The organism is Acidipropionibacterium virtanenii, from assembly GCF_003325455.1.
GTDB lineage: Bacteria > Actinomycetota > Actinomycetes > Propionibacteriales > Propionibacteriaceae > Acidipropionibacterium > Acidipropionibacterium virtanenii.
The window spans coordinates 3,215,694-3,231,555 of sequence record NZ_CP025198.1; the positions used below are offsets into that span (position 1 = coordinate 3,215,694).

At 64.0% G+C, this 15,862-nt stretch carries 4 protein-coding genes; all 4 read right to left on the minus strand.

Annotation, left to right across the window (positions count from 1 at the left end; genetic code table 11):
* Positions 1 to 324: 324 nt before the first annotated feature.
* Genes JS278_RS14845 through JS278_RS14860 form a run of 4 tightly spaced genes read right to left on the minus strand, consistent with a single transcriptional unit; the run spans position 325 to position 15,736 of the window.
* The gene (locus tag JS278_RS14845; RefSeq protein WP_114045866.1) at positions 325 to 2,352 is read right to left on the minus strand and encodes a GNAT family N-acetyltransferase; all 2,028 of its coding nucleotides are present in this window, start codon (positions 2,350 to 2,352) and stop codon (positions 325 to 327) included.
* The gene (locus JS278_RS14850; RefSeq protein WP_114046375.1) at positions 2,339 to 4,666 is read right to left on the minus strand and encodes a UvrD-helicase domain-containing protein; all 2,328 of its coding nucleotides are present in this window, start codon (positions 4,664 to 4,666) and stop codon (positions 2,339 to 2,341) included. The genes JS278_RS14845 and JS278_RS14850 overlap by 14 nt, the downstream gene beginning before the upstream one ends.
* The gene (locus tag JS278_RS14855) at positions 4,659 to 11,132 is read right to left on the minus strand and encodes a DEAD/DEAH box helicase (protein ID WP_114045867.1); all 6,474 of its coding nucleotides are present in this window, start codon (positions 11,130 to 11,132) and stop codon (positions 4,659 to 4,661) included. Before JS278_RS14855 ends, JS278_RS14850 begins: the two co-directional genes overlap by 8 nt.
* A complete protein-coding gene (locus tag JS278_RS14860; RefSeq protein ID WP_425451448.1) occupies positions 11,129 to 15,736 on the minus strand; it encodes a class I SAM-dependent DNA methyltransferase in 4,608 nt (1,535 codons plus the stop codon). The genes JS278_RS14855 and JS278_RS14860 overlap by 4 nt, the downstream gene beginning before the upstream one ends.
* Between the last annotated feature and the right edge of the window lie 126 nt (positions 15,737 to 15,862).

Consider the following 15,862-nt stretch of genomic DNA (forward strand, 5'->3'; position numbering starts at 1 on the left):
AATAAGAATCAAACTCTTCTCGTGACATGGCGGAAGCATTTCCATATCTATCCCAGATCGCCTCAGGACGATCGATAGTCTTATTAAGAATTTCTACCGACCCGAGTACAGAACCCATCTTACCGGAACCATACACCACCATAGTCGGAGGTAGCCAACGAGGAGATCGCCTTCGAAACTCGACCTTTTTTGACCCATCCATGATGGCCGATGCAAATCGGGGCTTTATAGACGCCAACATAGCGGTATGTTGCTCTGATCCGGAAACGGGGCCGCTGGAGGCGGGCCATTCGACTTCGGGCGCCACCATCCCTCGTCTGTTCATCATACAATCCCCTCCCCATAAACAGCAAAAAAACTTCCGGGGTCCACCCGCCGTGGCGATTGCAACGGCTCCAATTTGGGGTCGATCTGACGTAGCCTTGGAAGCGGCACAGGTTTAGAAAACAACTCTGTGTCGCAGAACTTCAAAGCCATCACTCTCCCGTCGGGTCCAAACTGTGACTCTACCGCCTGAAGATCCAATGGCGAAATCCTCTGGAATCGCCTGTGAAGAACCTTGGGGTTTCCTACCAGAACGTCTTCCAAATGGGACACCCCGAGCGCCTCCTTGGCAGGCGTACTCGAGTACCACAAGATTCGCCCAGGAGCCGAAATTCTGCATCCGTGACTCGACCGATAATAGACCTGCTCCCACGAAAGTAGGAGTTCATCGTCATTGAAAAGTGCATCACGGCAACCAAATAATGCATCAGCAAGCCTTGGCCGAATTGGAACGAGATAGCATGGGATCAGTGAGTCGACTATCTTCAACGGCCACTGGCTCTTCTCGACTGACGCGGCTCTCTGAATTGACTTCTCTCCATCTTCAATTGCCGGCGATCCTTCTTCACGCTCAAACCAGTCTATGCATTCAGACCAAGTTCGTTGCCCCTTAAATACCCTAGCTCTATATCCACCGGGGGCCCTCTCATATCCCATCTCCAACAGCGCCGACCTCACGACGTCGCCGATGCGCGTGTCCGTGACCATCAGCGTTGAAGCATTGACTCTTATCGCCCAGGTTCGGAGTATGTGGATTAGCTGTATAGCAAGCGTCTTGTCTAGCCTTGAGTGGGCGACTCGAAGAACATCAACACGGAGCTCTCCGTCGGGTTTATGAATCGCGAACGCGGCTCCAACAACTTGGCCTTCGCCGTTTCGTATGATTCGTCTCTCCCCGCCTGCGCCAACTCTCGCTCCAACCCTTCGTGTTCTCGTTCGAAGTTCGGTTAGCCGTTCTCCCTCTGCGCTATTAAGTAGAGGTCTTATGTCGTCCTCTTCCTTTGAAGAGAGCTCCGATGTCGTATAGCCGCTATTCTTAAGAGAGGTTGGCGAGTAGTTGGCGTTGTCTCGAAGCTCGTCCAAATGAACAATCAAGTCAGTAGGAGTCGACAGCCATATTGTGCTTATGCCATCGGCAGCGCGTGTTAGCGTCCTAAGAGCTGCAGCGTCTCTCGTAACGAATGCATCAGCTTGCGCGACCGATGCTTCAAGAAAGAGGCGGGCATCATTCTTAAGACTTGGATCATGTTCTATTACATCATTAGGTATTCGGCTCATAAGCTTTTGCAATTGGTCCTCAAGCTGAACTCTATCCTCCGGGCTAGAAGCTGCCAAGATCTCATAATTCCGACTGTGAGCGCTGCTTAATAGTGATTCTCTGATGCTTGCTTCCGGAATCCTATTCATCTCGTTAACGCTAGATGCAATCAGTCTCAGCTCTATTTGATCATCGAGCCACTCGTCTTCAAGTGCGCGCGACTCAATCGCACCTTCTCCGCGATCATTTTGGACAATGTCGCGAAACACGTTCGTATCTATTGCCACCACTAGACGCCGGTTGAGGTCGGAGTCGGTAGTAAATAGGTCGTCCTTCCCGAAGTCCATCCACCATGTCGTGAGCTGTTCTCCGCTCTTGCTTCGCCCCGGTTGGTTAGATCTTGCAACGAACCCGAGTGACTCCCAATATTCGTTTGCCGGCCAGTCACGGCGGCAGCGAAGTTGTATTCCCTCTCGACCTGGGTGTAATGCGGCTATGTAGTCAATTACTTTTTTGGCGATGCCAGTCCTTCGGATTGATTCGTCTACACAGAGTTGGACGAGTCGAATTCGATTTAGTGGCAAATCCGTTACAGCGTAGCCAATCAGTTTATCGCCATCTAAAGCGACGATGATCTTTCCCGACTTGGCGTACTCTTCGTATGCACCCCGGGGTAGGAGACCAAGAGTCCGCCGATTTCGGTCGCCTAATTGCACAACCTGACGCAGCAGCGCATCCTGATATGGTTCAAGGATGTTAATCCTGATCATTATGTACCGGCCTATTCTGATTCTTTTCCGGACCTCTAGCTTCGCTGCGCCCTCTGTATTTCTTCAAGCTGTGAACAATTGCTAATTCATCCCTTGCCCTTGATGCCGCGACGTAGAGGAGGGAGCGTTCCCTCTTCTGGGCGTCGGCCTGGTCCTCCTCACTGAAGTCGTAACCGTGGGACATCCTCCCAGCTCCCTCCAGGTCCACGTCGAACAGCAGCACCTTGGTGAACTCGGTTCCCTTGGCCCGGTGCATGGTCATCACCACAGGCTCATCCACACCGCCCGCCCCGACGCCACCGCGGTCCACAGCCCGTGCCGCGACCCCACGCTCATTCAGTCCGGACACCACGCGGTCCCGCTGCTGCTTGTCCCGCATCAACACCGCAAGAGCCTCGGACCGTCCACTCTGCCGGGCCTCGGAGATCCAGCCCCTCAGGACCTCAGCAGTGACGTCCAGTTCCTCCACCAGCCCGGAACACGACTTCACCACGGGCTCGGCCCCATGCCTGGCGGACCGGTACCCATCAACGGTGTCCTCTTGCCCGTCGAGGTCCGCGTAGTCCAGCCCCTTCAACCTCGCCGTCGCCCACCGCAGATTCTCCGCCGTCGTCCGGTAGTTCAACGTCAACCGCCGCGACCGCCCTCGCGTCTCAATCCCGTAGTGCGACAGCACCACTTTCTGCCCGTAGATCCGCTGATGCCCATCCTCGGCGATGAAGATGTCATTGGCCCTCGCCCCCACCAACGCCCGGATCAGCATCCAGTGGCTCGGCTTCAGATCCTGTCCCTCATCCACCAGCACGTGATCGGCGACATGACCCCCATCGGCCACGCGAGCCTTCAAACATTCAGCAGCAATGGCCGCCTTCTCCGCGAAGTCAGCGCACCCCTGCAGCGCCTCCTCCTCGCGATACCTCGCCACAGCCTGCCACACCGCCTGCCGCACACCCTTGTTCAGTCGCACACCCCGCCCCGGCCTGCGCACCCGCAGATACCCGGCCTCGTCCACAATCCTGTTCGGCAGCACAACCATCTCGTACTCCGACTCCAGGAACCGCGCATTCCTCAGCTTCTCCGGCAGCTCGGAAACCTCACCGGCAACCGTCCCCCACAGGTGATTGTCCACACGCCCGCCCACATCGGCCCGCGCGGCACCCAGCACCTTCTGCGCCGCCGCGGCGAGCTCCCCCGGCTGGGCACTGCGAATCACCGCGGACGCCAACGCGTCAATCCCGGTCACATGGACGCCATTCTCCCCCAGCCCCACCTGCGGCACCTGCGGATCCAGACTTTTCAGACTGCTCGCCAGATCATCAGCCAGATTCCTGGTGAACGTCGTCATCACAATCCGCGCATCAGGCCTATCGTTCGCCAGCCTCCGCGCCCGGTGCACCAGGACCACGGTCTTCCCGGTCCCGGCTCCGCCCGCCAGCCGGAGCGGCCCGTTGGTGTTCTTCTGGACCCACGTCCGCTGCACCGGATGAAGGAACACCCGCCACGCGCCGAAGTCGCCGTCCTCGATCACCCGGCGCAGCTCGTCGGCGCCCTTGATCTTGGCGAACTGCATCTGGCTGGCCGGCTTCTTCAGAGCGGCGATCAGCTCCTGGTCCGATCCAGGAACGACAGGCTCCTCAGGCGCCGAATCAACCCTCCCCTCAGCAGCGACCTCCTCCGGCGCCTCGAACAGGTCCCGCCGCACGTCGTCCAGCGAGCTCCCGGTCGCCAGCGCCAGCAGCGCCTCCGACTGCCAGGTCGGCAACTGCGAGGTCGGCGAGGGCGTCACCAGCGCATTGAATGCTCGGTCATCGGTCATCTGCACAGCCCGCTGGGCGAGCCGGGAGTCGATGCCGAGCTCGACGAGCTCGGCCATCGACACGCTCAACAGCGGCTGCGGACGCGGCGGTTCCTCAGCCGGTGCGGCCACCTCAGGCTCCACGACGGCCAGCCGAGACTCAGGCTGCGTCTCTGGCTCGGCAGCAGCCTCCTCCTGGATGATCTCGGCCACACCATTCACCGGATTCATCCGGAACTTCGTGATCCTGGCCTGGCGGATCGCCTCGTCGTGCATCCAGATGCCGTGGACGACGTAGGTCGGCGTCTCCCCCGCCAGCTTGAACAGCACGGCCCGGTACTTGTCGTCGACCCGGCCCGTCCGCACCCGCCGATCCACAGCGCCGACAATCGGTTCGATATGCAGCCCGGGAGCGGAGTCGTCGTTGATGAGCTTCTGCAGGAAGGTGTACGCCTTCTGCTTCACAGACCCGTCAATATCGTTGGCCTGCTTGGTCATGATCAACGTCGACTCAGCCATCATTCCCCCTCACTGCCGCGGCCACGGCGTCCACGTCTGCGGGCACCAACGTCCACCGCTCACTGCGCAACTCCTCAGCGTCCCCCTCCTGCTCCTCGAAAAGCACCACTACTCTGGCAGAAGGCCACGACATTTCTGTGGGAATGCCCGCAATTTCCTCGCCGGTCTCGGGTACTGGGACGCCGGCATCCGCCAGTCCGCGCACAAGCTCGTCCAGGCTGCCGTCGACATCGGCGAGCACCCCGGCCCATTCAGGCGGCAGCTCCACCGCGACATCGACTCCACCCACACCACGGTCGACGACGTCGACGCGCTCGGACGGCCGAGTGGCCACCTCAGGCTCATGCTCGGGCTCGACCGCCGATGCAAGCTCCGCAGCGACAGACACCACAGTGACGATCTCCGTCACCCGATCCTCAGACCGCGCGACAAGAGCGTTCGAGATCCGCAGCCATTCCCGCCACGCCTCCTCGAACCCGTCGGCCGCCGGGTCGCGATCGTCCAGGACGACGCACACGTCAAACCGCTGCCCACCCCGGAACGTGACGAGGACTCCCATCTGGTCGCGCTTCCACCAGAAGGTGGCCGACGACGTGGACGCCACCGCCGGCGCCCCGCACATCAGCTCCGCGGCGGCCCGGGTCAGCGTCGTCCCCTCAGCCAGGTACACCCGACGCCCGGCACCCATGAAGTAGGCGGGCACGACGTCGGAGAACCTCGCCAGGTCTGCCCGGCTCCCGCCGGACACCAGATAGCTCAGGTACGCGAAGGGCCCGCCGGCCAGCGCGTCCACGGCATCCTGGCTGAAGCCAGCACGCCCGCGCAGCCCACCAGTGACCCGCTCGTCCAGCCACGCCGGCCGCGCAACAGCAACGCCCCGTTCGCGCAGGTCCGCCTCATCCTGGCAGTCGGCCATCGTGACGCCGAGCACCTGCTTGCCCTCCAACCGCAGCGCAGCCCGCTTGACGGCGTCGTCGGCCACCCCGTTGTGCTCGGGCGAGGCGTGGTACCGGCGCCCGTCAGTGAAGATCTCCACCGGAGGCACACCCGACCCGACAAGCTCGAAGTCCGGCTTGGAGCCGGCGACATTCACCTGGGGACGGATGCGGAACATCCGCTCCCCGGCCAGAGCCACCATGACGTTTCCGCTGGCCCCTGGCACCTCCGTCACCCTCCCCAGCCCGGACAGCCGGGCGCCCAGCTCCGCCCGGAATCTCTGCTCCAGAACCGACTCGTCGCCGGGGCCGATGGAGGTCGGCAGGTTCGTCACCTGCCATCCCATCTCCTCGCTCGGGTCCTCGCCGGTGAAGCTCCCGGTCAGCAGCTCACGCAGGTGCCTCTCGGCGGAGACCCGCGAGACGCGCGACACCTCCCACGGCGCTGCATAGGGCAGCAGGCACCGGTGACAGGCCAGCCGACCCCCCTGCTGGGCCCCCTCGTTCTGGCAGGGACAGTCGTGCACCGTGCGCCAGGCGCTGTACAGCATCCGCCACACGTCATCCGGGTTGGCGAGCTTCGCCAGATAACCCGTCCCACCGGGCACCAGATCGTGCAGCAGCAGGGCGGGCAGTTTCTCGGCGCCCGGGGTGGTCGGATCGATCACCACCTCCACACCGATGTGGTCGGGGGATCCTCCGAACTCGTTCCGCAGCCCCATGAGCACGGCCGCCGCCAGGCTCGGCACGGCGAACTCGTCGCCGGTGGTGACGCTCCACGGCAGCGGCAGCAGCACCCCCTGGGTGGTCATGGTGCGCGACAGCGCGATTGCCCGGTTGTGCTCCTGGGGCTCGTCGCGGTACTGGCACCACGGCGCATGCTCGGAGCGGGAATTGGCCCGCGACTCGGTGTCGAGGTGGCCACATCCCTCGCACACCCGGAACAGGGGTGCGACGTAGTCCCGCCCGGCGATCTCGCGCCGCGGCCCCTGCTCGACGCGCCGGCCCAGGTTGAGCCAGCGCAGCGTCATTGCGTTGACGAGTTTCGCCCCGAACTCCCTGCCTTCCACGAACCACTGACGGGTGATCCGCGCCGGGTCGACGTCGGCGGCCAGCATGACATTGAAACTGACCCGGGTCCGCTCATCGGAGGAGTCCGTGATCCTGGAGGAATCCCGGTTCACATTGGCCGACGCCTTGGTGAACTCGACGACGTCCACCCGGGTGCCCGAGTCCCCGATGCCCTCGGAACCGCAGCGCGGGCAGACGGTCACCGTCTCCTCGACGCCGTGCACCCCCAGATCCTTGCCGAAGCCGCACTGGGGGCAGAACACCCAGGTGCGCACCTGGGTGGCGTCGGGCCCCAGCTCCACCGAATCGATCCGCACCGCGTAGCCGTGGGCGTAGAAGGTGGCCCCCGGGGCGAACTCGCGCAGCGCCGCAGCCAATCCCCGCTGGAAACTGTCGGGTTCGTGCTCGTAGGACCCGGAATCGGGGTTGTACCAGCTCATCGCGACGTCGAGGGTCACCGAGTCGTCCAGCAGCGTGTAGTTGGGGAACAGCCCGTACTCCTCCAGGGCGGAGATCCAGTACTCGGTGCCGGCCTCGGCGATCTGTCGTCTGACAAGGGCGAGGGCCGATCTCGCGGTTCGCTCCGCCTCCTTGTCGTCGACGGTGGCGGTGGGCGATTCGGCATGACGGTGGAGGTCGTCGATCACCGCCTCGATCTCGCTGCGACGGTGCCGCAGGGTCTCCTGGCCCTCGCGCCATGATCGCGAGGCCTCGTAGACCATGGCGGCCAGTGCGCTGTGGGTCGGCTCGGCGCCGGACGCCGCCCAGGCCCGCAGTGCATCGACGGCGGAGGACTCCACATGCTCGAAGGTGGCCAGGAAGGCGTCGAGGCGGCTGGGTTCCTCGGCCGCCCGGATGAGCCCGTCAAGGTATCCGCCCGCCTCGGCGTTCATGGCGACTGCGATGGTGCGCGGATGATGGGCGTCGACATCGTCGCGGGCCAGTCCGTCGGCGACATGGGCCAGGTACTGGCGTTTGAGGATCTCCTCGGCCGAAAGATACGTGGCCGGTGGCATGACGTCGCCGTTGATGAGGGATTCCGGCTCGCCCAGTCTGGGCAGGAACTCGCCGCGGCCACGCACATAGGCCATATCGAGGGCGTTGCCGGTGAGGCGCCCGGCGCGTCCGACCCGCTGGACATAGTTCGCGACGTGACGTGGCAGTCCGGCCAGGAAGACAGCCGACAGGTCGCCGATGTCGATGCCCATCTCCAACGTCGGGGTGGCCACCAGCACATTGGGGGCGGCGGGATCATCGGACCCGTTCTTGAAGGCGGTCTCGTACTCGGCGCGGGTCTTCGTGCTCAACAGGGAGGTGTGTTCCCGGGAGATCACCCGGCGCATGTCGCTGGAGCCGTACAGGTGCCGGTAGGCGTTGCCCGGGTCCCCGGCCTCGGCCCGCAGATGGCCGGAGCACTTGGCCGACAGGCAGGGCCCGCTCTCCAGTTCCTCGACAGTCCTGGGGGCGCCGGACCACGGCGTCTGGCAGACGTCGCAGCGCAGGAACACCCGGGACTGTGACAGGTCCTCATCGGACACCGGCTCGATGACGATGCGGTCGGCGGGGATCTTGTAGACGGTGCGCCCGCTGCTTCTGGTCTGTACCGCCTCGAGAATCCCCTGTCCCGCGAGTCGGGCCAGCAGGTCCTTGGCCAGGGGGCCGCCGAGTCTGGCCGGTACCCCGAGGACGCGGCGGGTCCAGTCGGCGTACCAGGACTGGGTGTCGGTGACCGGGTCGAGCTCCATCCGGTTGCCGACGCCCCGGGAGCGCCCAGCATCCCAGGACCGGGCAGCTCCGCCGCCGACGTAGGGGAATCCGGGTGTGGCACGCCCGGCGGGGAAGGCCGGCATGCCCTCTCCGCGGGGGCGTCCGCCCCACAGGTAGAAGCGACGCCCGTCGTTCTCGATGAACTTCTTGAACCAGGGGTGATCGATGGCCCCCTGGGTACGCATCCGCTCCAGGACGCCCCGCACCCACCGGATCTGGACGTCCTCGGGAGTGCTGGCTGCCATCGGATCGCCGAGCCGATCCTCGTCGAACTCGGCCAGCACCTTGCGGGCGATGCCGCTCAGCGCTTCCGGCGTGGCCTCGACTGTGGCGGACGCTGATCCGGTGCGTTCCAGGGTGCGGCCGAAATGGCCGGAGAGGCCGAATTCGAGGATGGCGTCGAAGCGCAGACGTCGGCTCACCGTGCGGCGCACGGCGTCCGGGATGCCCGACCAGGTGGGCGACGTCCAGAAGGCCTTGTTCTCCTCGCCGGCGAGCTCTGCAGGCAGGAGCCGGTAGCGGCGGAAGCGGTCGTCTCGGGCCAGTTCCAGCACGCGGGAGGTGAGTTCGGGGAGGCTGAGGGACTCGTCCCCCAGAGCTTCGCGCAGCACCGCGCGCAGGGTGATGGCGTGGGACCGGGCGGAGATGAACCCGGCGTGGTGGGCGGCGTCCTGGACGGAGTCGGCGAAGACCAGCGCCTTCTTCTCGCGAGGATCCAGCTCCTGGCTGCCGAACAGGTTGGACATGGTGACCGACAGCAGGGTGGCGACGGCCGATCCGAGGAAGCGGATCCCGTCGCGCTGGCCGCAGGAGGGGCAGACGTCGTTCTGGGAGTCCTCGCCGGCGTTCTCGCCGGTGAGCATGAGCACCGGCAGGGTGAGGCCCTCGCGGTAGTCCTGCTCGGCGAGGTCGTCATCGTCGAGGCCGGGCGGCTGGGTGGAGAAATTCCTGCCTCGGGGCCTGAACCAGACAAGCTGGCGGCCGGCGCCGGGGTCCTGGCCGTCCTGTGCTGCTTCGGCCTCGTTGCGGGCGCTGATGAGAGCCCGGATCTTGTCGCTGTGGTTGGCGTGGTTGCGCCGGATGGCGTCGTCGCGGGCCGCCAGATCGGTGCCGGTGTTGGCGAGCTGCACCGCCCACCCGGAGCGCCCGCAGTGGCGGCAGTAGACGGCGGGGAACCAGTAGTGCTCCTCATCGGTCGGGTCATCGGCGTCGGTGGTGGGGGCGCCGTCGTCGGACCAGTGGTAGCGGACGCCGGTGGTGGCCTCGCGGTCGATGCGGGAGAGTTCGCGGATCCACAGGTGGGTCTCGGTGGAGACGACGTTGCGGTTAGGCAAGGCGCGCAGATGCGCCAGAGCGGAGACAAGATCCAGCAGGAATGCGACGCGGTCCCCGTGACCCTTGCTGCCCGATTCGCCGGGGAAGAGCTCGGGATCGTCGGCCAGGGCGTCGACGTGGGTGGCGTCGCGGGTGGCCGTAATGAGTTTCTGGACGAGGGGGTGGGCGCGGGCCAGGGCAAGAAGGCCGGCATGGTCGTCGGTCTTCGGACGGGCCGGGTCACGGTCCAGATCTGTGGGCTCGTACATCCGATTGAGGACGGCGTGACAAATGGCGGCGGAATCGTCGGCATTGTCGGCTGCGCGGTGGATATCGGTGGCGCCGCTGGTGGTGACAGGAGCCGGCGCCAGGCCCATGGCGGCCACCTCGTCGGCGGCGCCGGTGGCCCATTCGTCGACATCCTGGCGGGACTCGGTGACCACGCAGGACTGGTCGAACTGTTCGCCGAAGATGGTGCTGGCGAAATCAACCATCTGAGCGCGACCGTCGTCGGAGCCCCCTCCGAGGGTGGCGGAGGTGCCGACGGGGGTGACGTTGCCGAGCGGCCGGGTCCAGTTCTCGGGATGCGCCGAGTTGGCGCGCAGCGTCAGGCCGAGGCGCCGCAGGAGCATTGCGACGTCGGTGCCCTGGGCTCCGTCGTAGGTGTGGAACTCATCGAGAACGAGGTACTGCAGGCTGTCGGCCGATGAGGCCCAAATAGCTTGGTCGGCCTCGCGCAGGAGGAGCTGGTCAAGCATCTTGTAGTTGGTGAGCAGAATGTCGGGCGGGTCGGAGCGGATGACGCCGCGGTCGCCGATGAGACCGTCGGCGCTGACCCTGGTCCGCGAACTGTGTTCGCCGGTGTAGATGGCCGCGGTGACGCCGCCCCAGGGGTTCTCGCCGGGAGCGCTGATGAGCCGGGCGAGGCGCGAGGCCTGGTCGGTGGCCAGGGCATTCATGGGGTAGAGGAACAGCGCTTTGACGCCACGCTGACCCGAACGGCGAGCCCGGGCGGCATGGTCGAGAACCGGGTAGGTGAAGGCCTCGGTCTTGCCGGATCCGGTGCCGGTGGTCACCAGGGTCGGGAGCGGACGCCGGTTCGCCGAGTTCAGGCGGGCGAAGGCGCGTGCCTGGTGGATGTAGGGATTGAAGTCAGGAGGCATCCACGCCAGCCCGTCGGCGGCGCGTCTGGGCGCCGCCTGGAAGGGCAGGCTGGTGCGGATGTAAGGCCCCTTGAACAGGCCGTTGACGGGGTCGTTGAGGAATGCTTCCAGCGCACTGCGGGCATCACCGTCGGCCAGGGCGAAGGTGGTGGTGAGGTACTCCAGCAGACTGTGCTGGAGGTTCCGGGCCTCGCGCGGTGGAAGCAGTTCGCTCATGATCGATCCATCCCCGCCAGACGTCGTTCGAACTCGCGGTAGGCCCGGGTCATGTCTTCCTCGCGATCGTAGGTCCGGAATGGCAGGTCGTAGGTGTACTCGTAGCCCGAGGCGTTGGTCGCGGTGCGATCAGACCAGGACAGGTTGTCGCCCTTCTTCTTCCACGCCTGATAGACGGTGTTGGGGATCACCCGGCCGTTCGCGTCGTAGATGTACTTCGTTGTGCTCTTCCCGTGGTCATAGTCGTAGAGGACCCCGAACTGGGTGCGGTAGACCGTGCAGAGTTCTTCGGCGGGGATACCCAGCATGAGGGCCACGAGGGCATCGATCTCCACGAGCGCCTGGCGCCGGTCCGCATCACGGCGCAGCGGGGTGGCCATTGACCAGTCGGGTGCCCCCTCCCCGAGTGAGGCGTGCGTGTAGTCGGTGAAGGTCCAATGGTCAGTTTGGAAGGCTGGGTCCCAGCACTCGGCCCACAGATCTGCGTACGCGTTCGTGAGGCAGTTGAGTCGCAGGGTCCGGAGAATCAGGGACGGGATGAGGACATGGTCAAGTGGCGGGAGAGGAAGGCGCTCGAAAGCGGCAGTTCTTATCGTGCTTTTTGGAACTGCACGTATAAGAAAATCAGAAAGAATCGACGACGCTGAGCCCACGCCGATAATTGACGATGCTCCTTCATCGCATGACGCGTCAAAAATACCATCGACGTGTGCAGAGCCGGGGGGGATCACGGCTGGAAGGAGTGTTCTCTCGCCAACATTATATGCCATTGCTCGCCATGCGACTCGATAGTGATTCCGTGCCGGATCCCCATTCCAATGAGTGTACGCATGATCATATCTCGCTAGATCGCCAGCAGGCTCATAAGCGGTTACGGGGATAGCGTCGCCAACCAATCGCTCGAGATCAACAGATGACCAGTCTCGATTGTTCTTCATTTCCTTGTTTGGAATCTGGTAAAAAGGGTTCGATATAAACAGATGAGGACCCTGAAGAATAACATCGTCCCAACCCGCTGGCACACCCCACCCCTGGATGAAGTACCCTCTCGTACGGTCGTTCTTCTCGTGCCATCCCGGCGAGAACCGCAATCCAAGCGAACCGATGCGGTCTGCGTGAGCGAGCCTCGCCAGCACATCGGCGATGCCGCGGTTCACCGTGTACACCATCCGGGAGCGCCTCGCCGACGTCTCAGGGCTCTCCAGCAGATCACGCCAGATGGTCAGCGTCTCATCCGTGACCCGTTGAATACGGGACCGATGTGGTCGAGTGTCCCAATGGCCTTGGAACTTGAACCCCGGCTCATCCCCACCACCATTGTGGCGGTATGAATTCTCCACAGTGTTCGGCATGTAAATCGCTGTTGCTTGATCAAACGACACCGATCTTCCGGGGGTTCCATAGACATTCACGCCAAATGTCTTTTCATTCTGAATCTCAAAGAGCTTCATCTCATTGATAAACTGCCAATGACGACGGAGTCTAACATAACACTCATTACGTAGAGTTCCCGCCTTCTCGTCAGTGAAATGGGTGTCGAGATGAATAAGGGAACTTACCCCTCGGACCGACTCGTGTGCCCACACCTGCGACATGAAGCATCGGTACAGATCTGGCTGAAGACCTTCCAATACCGGATAATTTGTGGGATCCCCGACGAATCCGGACGTTCCTCCGATGTCCCCCACTCCGTCGGCGACGCTGTCGATCATTCCTTCGTGACTCAGTGTCAGCTCACGTCTGGAGTCTCGTGCCGCTTCTGATGGCTTGTGTTCGAGCATCCACCACGGATCTCCCTCCGCCAGCAGAGCATCCAAGTCGAGGATGGGCCTTACCCACGGAGGGTTTCCGAGCTGGAGGTCGAAGCCTCCCTTCCCGAAGACGGTGGCGAAGTCGAGCTGCCAGTGGAAGAAGCCCTGCTGGGCCGCGACGCGCTCGCACTCCCCTAGCCACGGATGCTCGGCGACCACATCCGATACATGCGGCGCGGCTCCGGCACCGGCGAGTTCGAAGTTCTCCTGATCGGCGAGGCCTTCCCACTCGTTGGCCGGGGCCAGGCTCTCCGCCCCGCGCTCGGCAGCCTTGCGTGACCTGTTGCTCTGCGTCCCGAGGATCTGCTCGGCGACGGCCAGCCACTCGTCGAACTCAGGCGGCGTCACCGATGTCGTCAGAGGCCAGAACCACAGGGCACACCAGGCATCCATCACACGGCGCAGCCGCTGGTAGGCGCCGTCGGGATCGGACAGACTCTGCTCGATCTGCTCCCTGGTCACGTAGGTCTTGGGCGCGTTCTTCGGTTCCTGCCCCCAGAGCGGGATATCCCTGCGTGTCTGCTGCTTGGCGATGGTGAGGCGACGGTAGGCCATCGTCCACAGCTCTTCGACCTGGTAGCCGAGATCAATGAGCCGGTCCACCTCCTTCTTGGTGGGCTTTGCTGTGGCGCGGCGTCGCCAGGCCTTGATGGCCTTGACGGTGTCGGGAACGAGCTTCTTGGCCTCCTTGGACGCCGCGGTCGAGCCCCAGCCAGCAGCCGGCATGAGCCAATGCGGGATCCTCCCGGCGGCCTCGGTGAGCCCGTCTCGGTCGCCGTTGACGATGGCGTCAATATCAGTGAGCGCCACATCGGTGGGCGGCATCGTCAACCAGGACTTGCTCATGATCTGGTCGCGCCGGTACACGGCTCGTCGGGCCCCGATCAATGAATTGCCGCGACGCAGGTGCAGGCCGAACCAGGGGGCCTGCAATCCCTTGGCCATCGACGACAGCCACAGAGTGATCTCGGCGAATTCCACGGCGGTGGCGTTGAGATCCACCCCGTAGACCTGGTGCAGGGCGATGGAGGCCTTCACCTTCTGCAGTTCCTGCGGGTACTCCTCCGGGTCAATGCGCTCGCCCAGTTCGTTCTGTCTGCGTTCCAGATACTGTTCGGCGAGCTGGTTCACGGCCTCGATCGCGAATGCGCCCGAGCCCAGTGCGGGCTCGCAGATGGTGAGATCAAGGATCGTGTCGGCCGGCGTCGTCAGATCATCCTGATCCAGGAGCTCTTCCAGGGCCTGACCGACGGTGAACCGGGTGAGGACCTCCGGTGTGTAGTAGGAGGCCGACTGCTGACGCTCCCGGCCCGAGAGCCGGAAGACGAATTCGCCCTTGCTGTAGCGGCGCGGGACACGCTCGCCGGTGTCGGGATCGTCGACCATGACGAAGTCCTTCTCGGCGATGCTGTCGGCCCGGTCGATCGGCACCACCCAGGAGCCCTTACTCGGGTCGCCGTCGTGGGCCACCTCATACAGCTCCTCTGTGGCGAAGAACCCCGTGTAGCTCATGAGGCCCTCGTAGACGGCACCGAGCTGGTTGATACCGAGCTCCACGTAGGAGATGAAGCCGCGTTCGCGTCCCTTCTTCTCCTTGGTGAGCAACAGCATCGCGAGCACCGTCTGGAGTGCCTCGTTGCCCAGGCCGACGTCGTCGATGAGCGCGGTGGCCTCGCGCTTGAAGAGGTCGGCGCGCAAGCTCTGGAACTCCAGGCCCTGGAGCTCGCCGGACTCGTCGTCGCCCTGAGCCTCATCGGTCTTGGCGGCGCCGGCGTCATGCCCGTGGTCGATGAGCCCGAAGAGCGTGCCGAGGGACTGGTAGATGTGTGTGCCCTGTTTGGAGCGCTGGCTGGTGAGCTTCACCTGGAGCAGGTCGCGCAGACGATCCACCGAGTAGCCCGCCTCATACTCGGGAGCGCCCACCGGCAGAATGCCGAGCTGTGGGGAGGCCTCGGCATAGAGCAGGAAGAGGATGCGGTAGAGGAATCGCAGGGCCTGGTTGGCCAGCCGCTGGGCCTGATCGTCGGTCAACGGATCCAGGTTCATTGTGCGGTGCCGGTTCACCACCTCGTTGGCGATGACCTCGATGCTGGTGCGCACACCCTCGCGCAGATCGGCGGAGACGCCGACGGTGTGTTTCGTGGAATCCTCGAGGGTCTCGGACCACCAGATTGTGCCATCCTGATCTGGCGCCAGGGATTCGGCGTCAATGCAGGTGATCGCCGTATCGAGTTCGCCGGCTCGCTTGGTGTCGTTGCGGTCCAGGACGGTCTGAAGGTCGATGCCCAGATAGCGGCCCTGCTGCCATCTGGCGGCCTCGGCGACGACGAGCCAGCGCCCGGCCATCACCAACGCGAACTCGGCGGGATCACCGTCGCGAGGCGTGAAGAGCTGAGAGAGGGTCTTGGAGACCGAGGTGAGCGGGTCGCTCTCGTCATCGGGGGTCCACTCCGACAGGAGTGTCGGGGCGCCTTTGAGGAAGAGGTCCTCCAGGGTCTGGACAGGGACGGCGTCGACGATCGCCAAGGGGAATTCGGACAGGCCGTGGGCGGCGTAGCGGCGGACCGGGCTGTGAGATGTGGCTGAGGCGGCTGACGCTGGCGATGCGGAGGCGTCGTCGTGGTGGAATTCACCGGTCTCGTAGCCGAGCGCCGTGCGGAGATTCTCGTAAAGTTCGGCAGCCGTGCCGCGCAGGTCGTCGTCGATGAGCGCTGTCTGCGCGTCGCCATTGGTTCGTGTGGCCCCGTTGGTGAGGGCCTCGCCACTGGTGGCATCCGGGTAGAGAGCGCTCATCGCGGCAAGAAGATCGCGCCGGGTGCTGGTGATGGCGGACTTGGAGGTGGGTTCCTCGGAGGCGTCCCAGGCCTTGCGGCGTTCGAGGACTCTCTTGTGGAAGGTCTCGTTGGAGGCGTCGGAGGT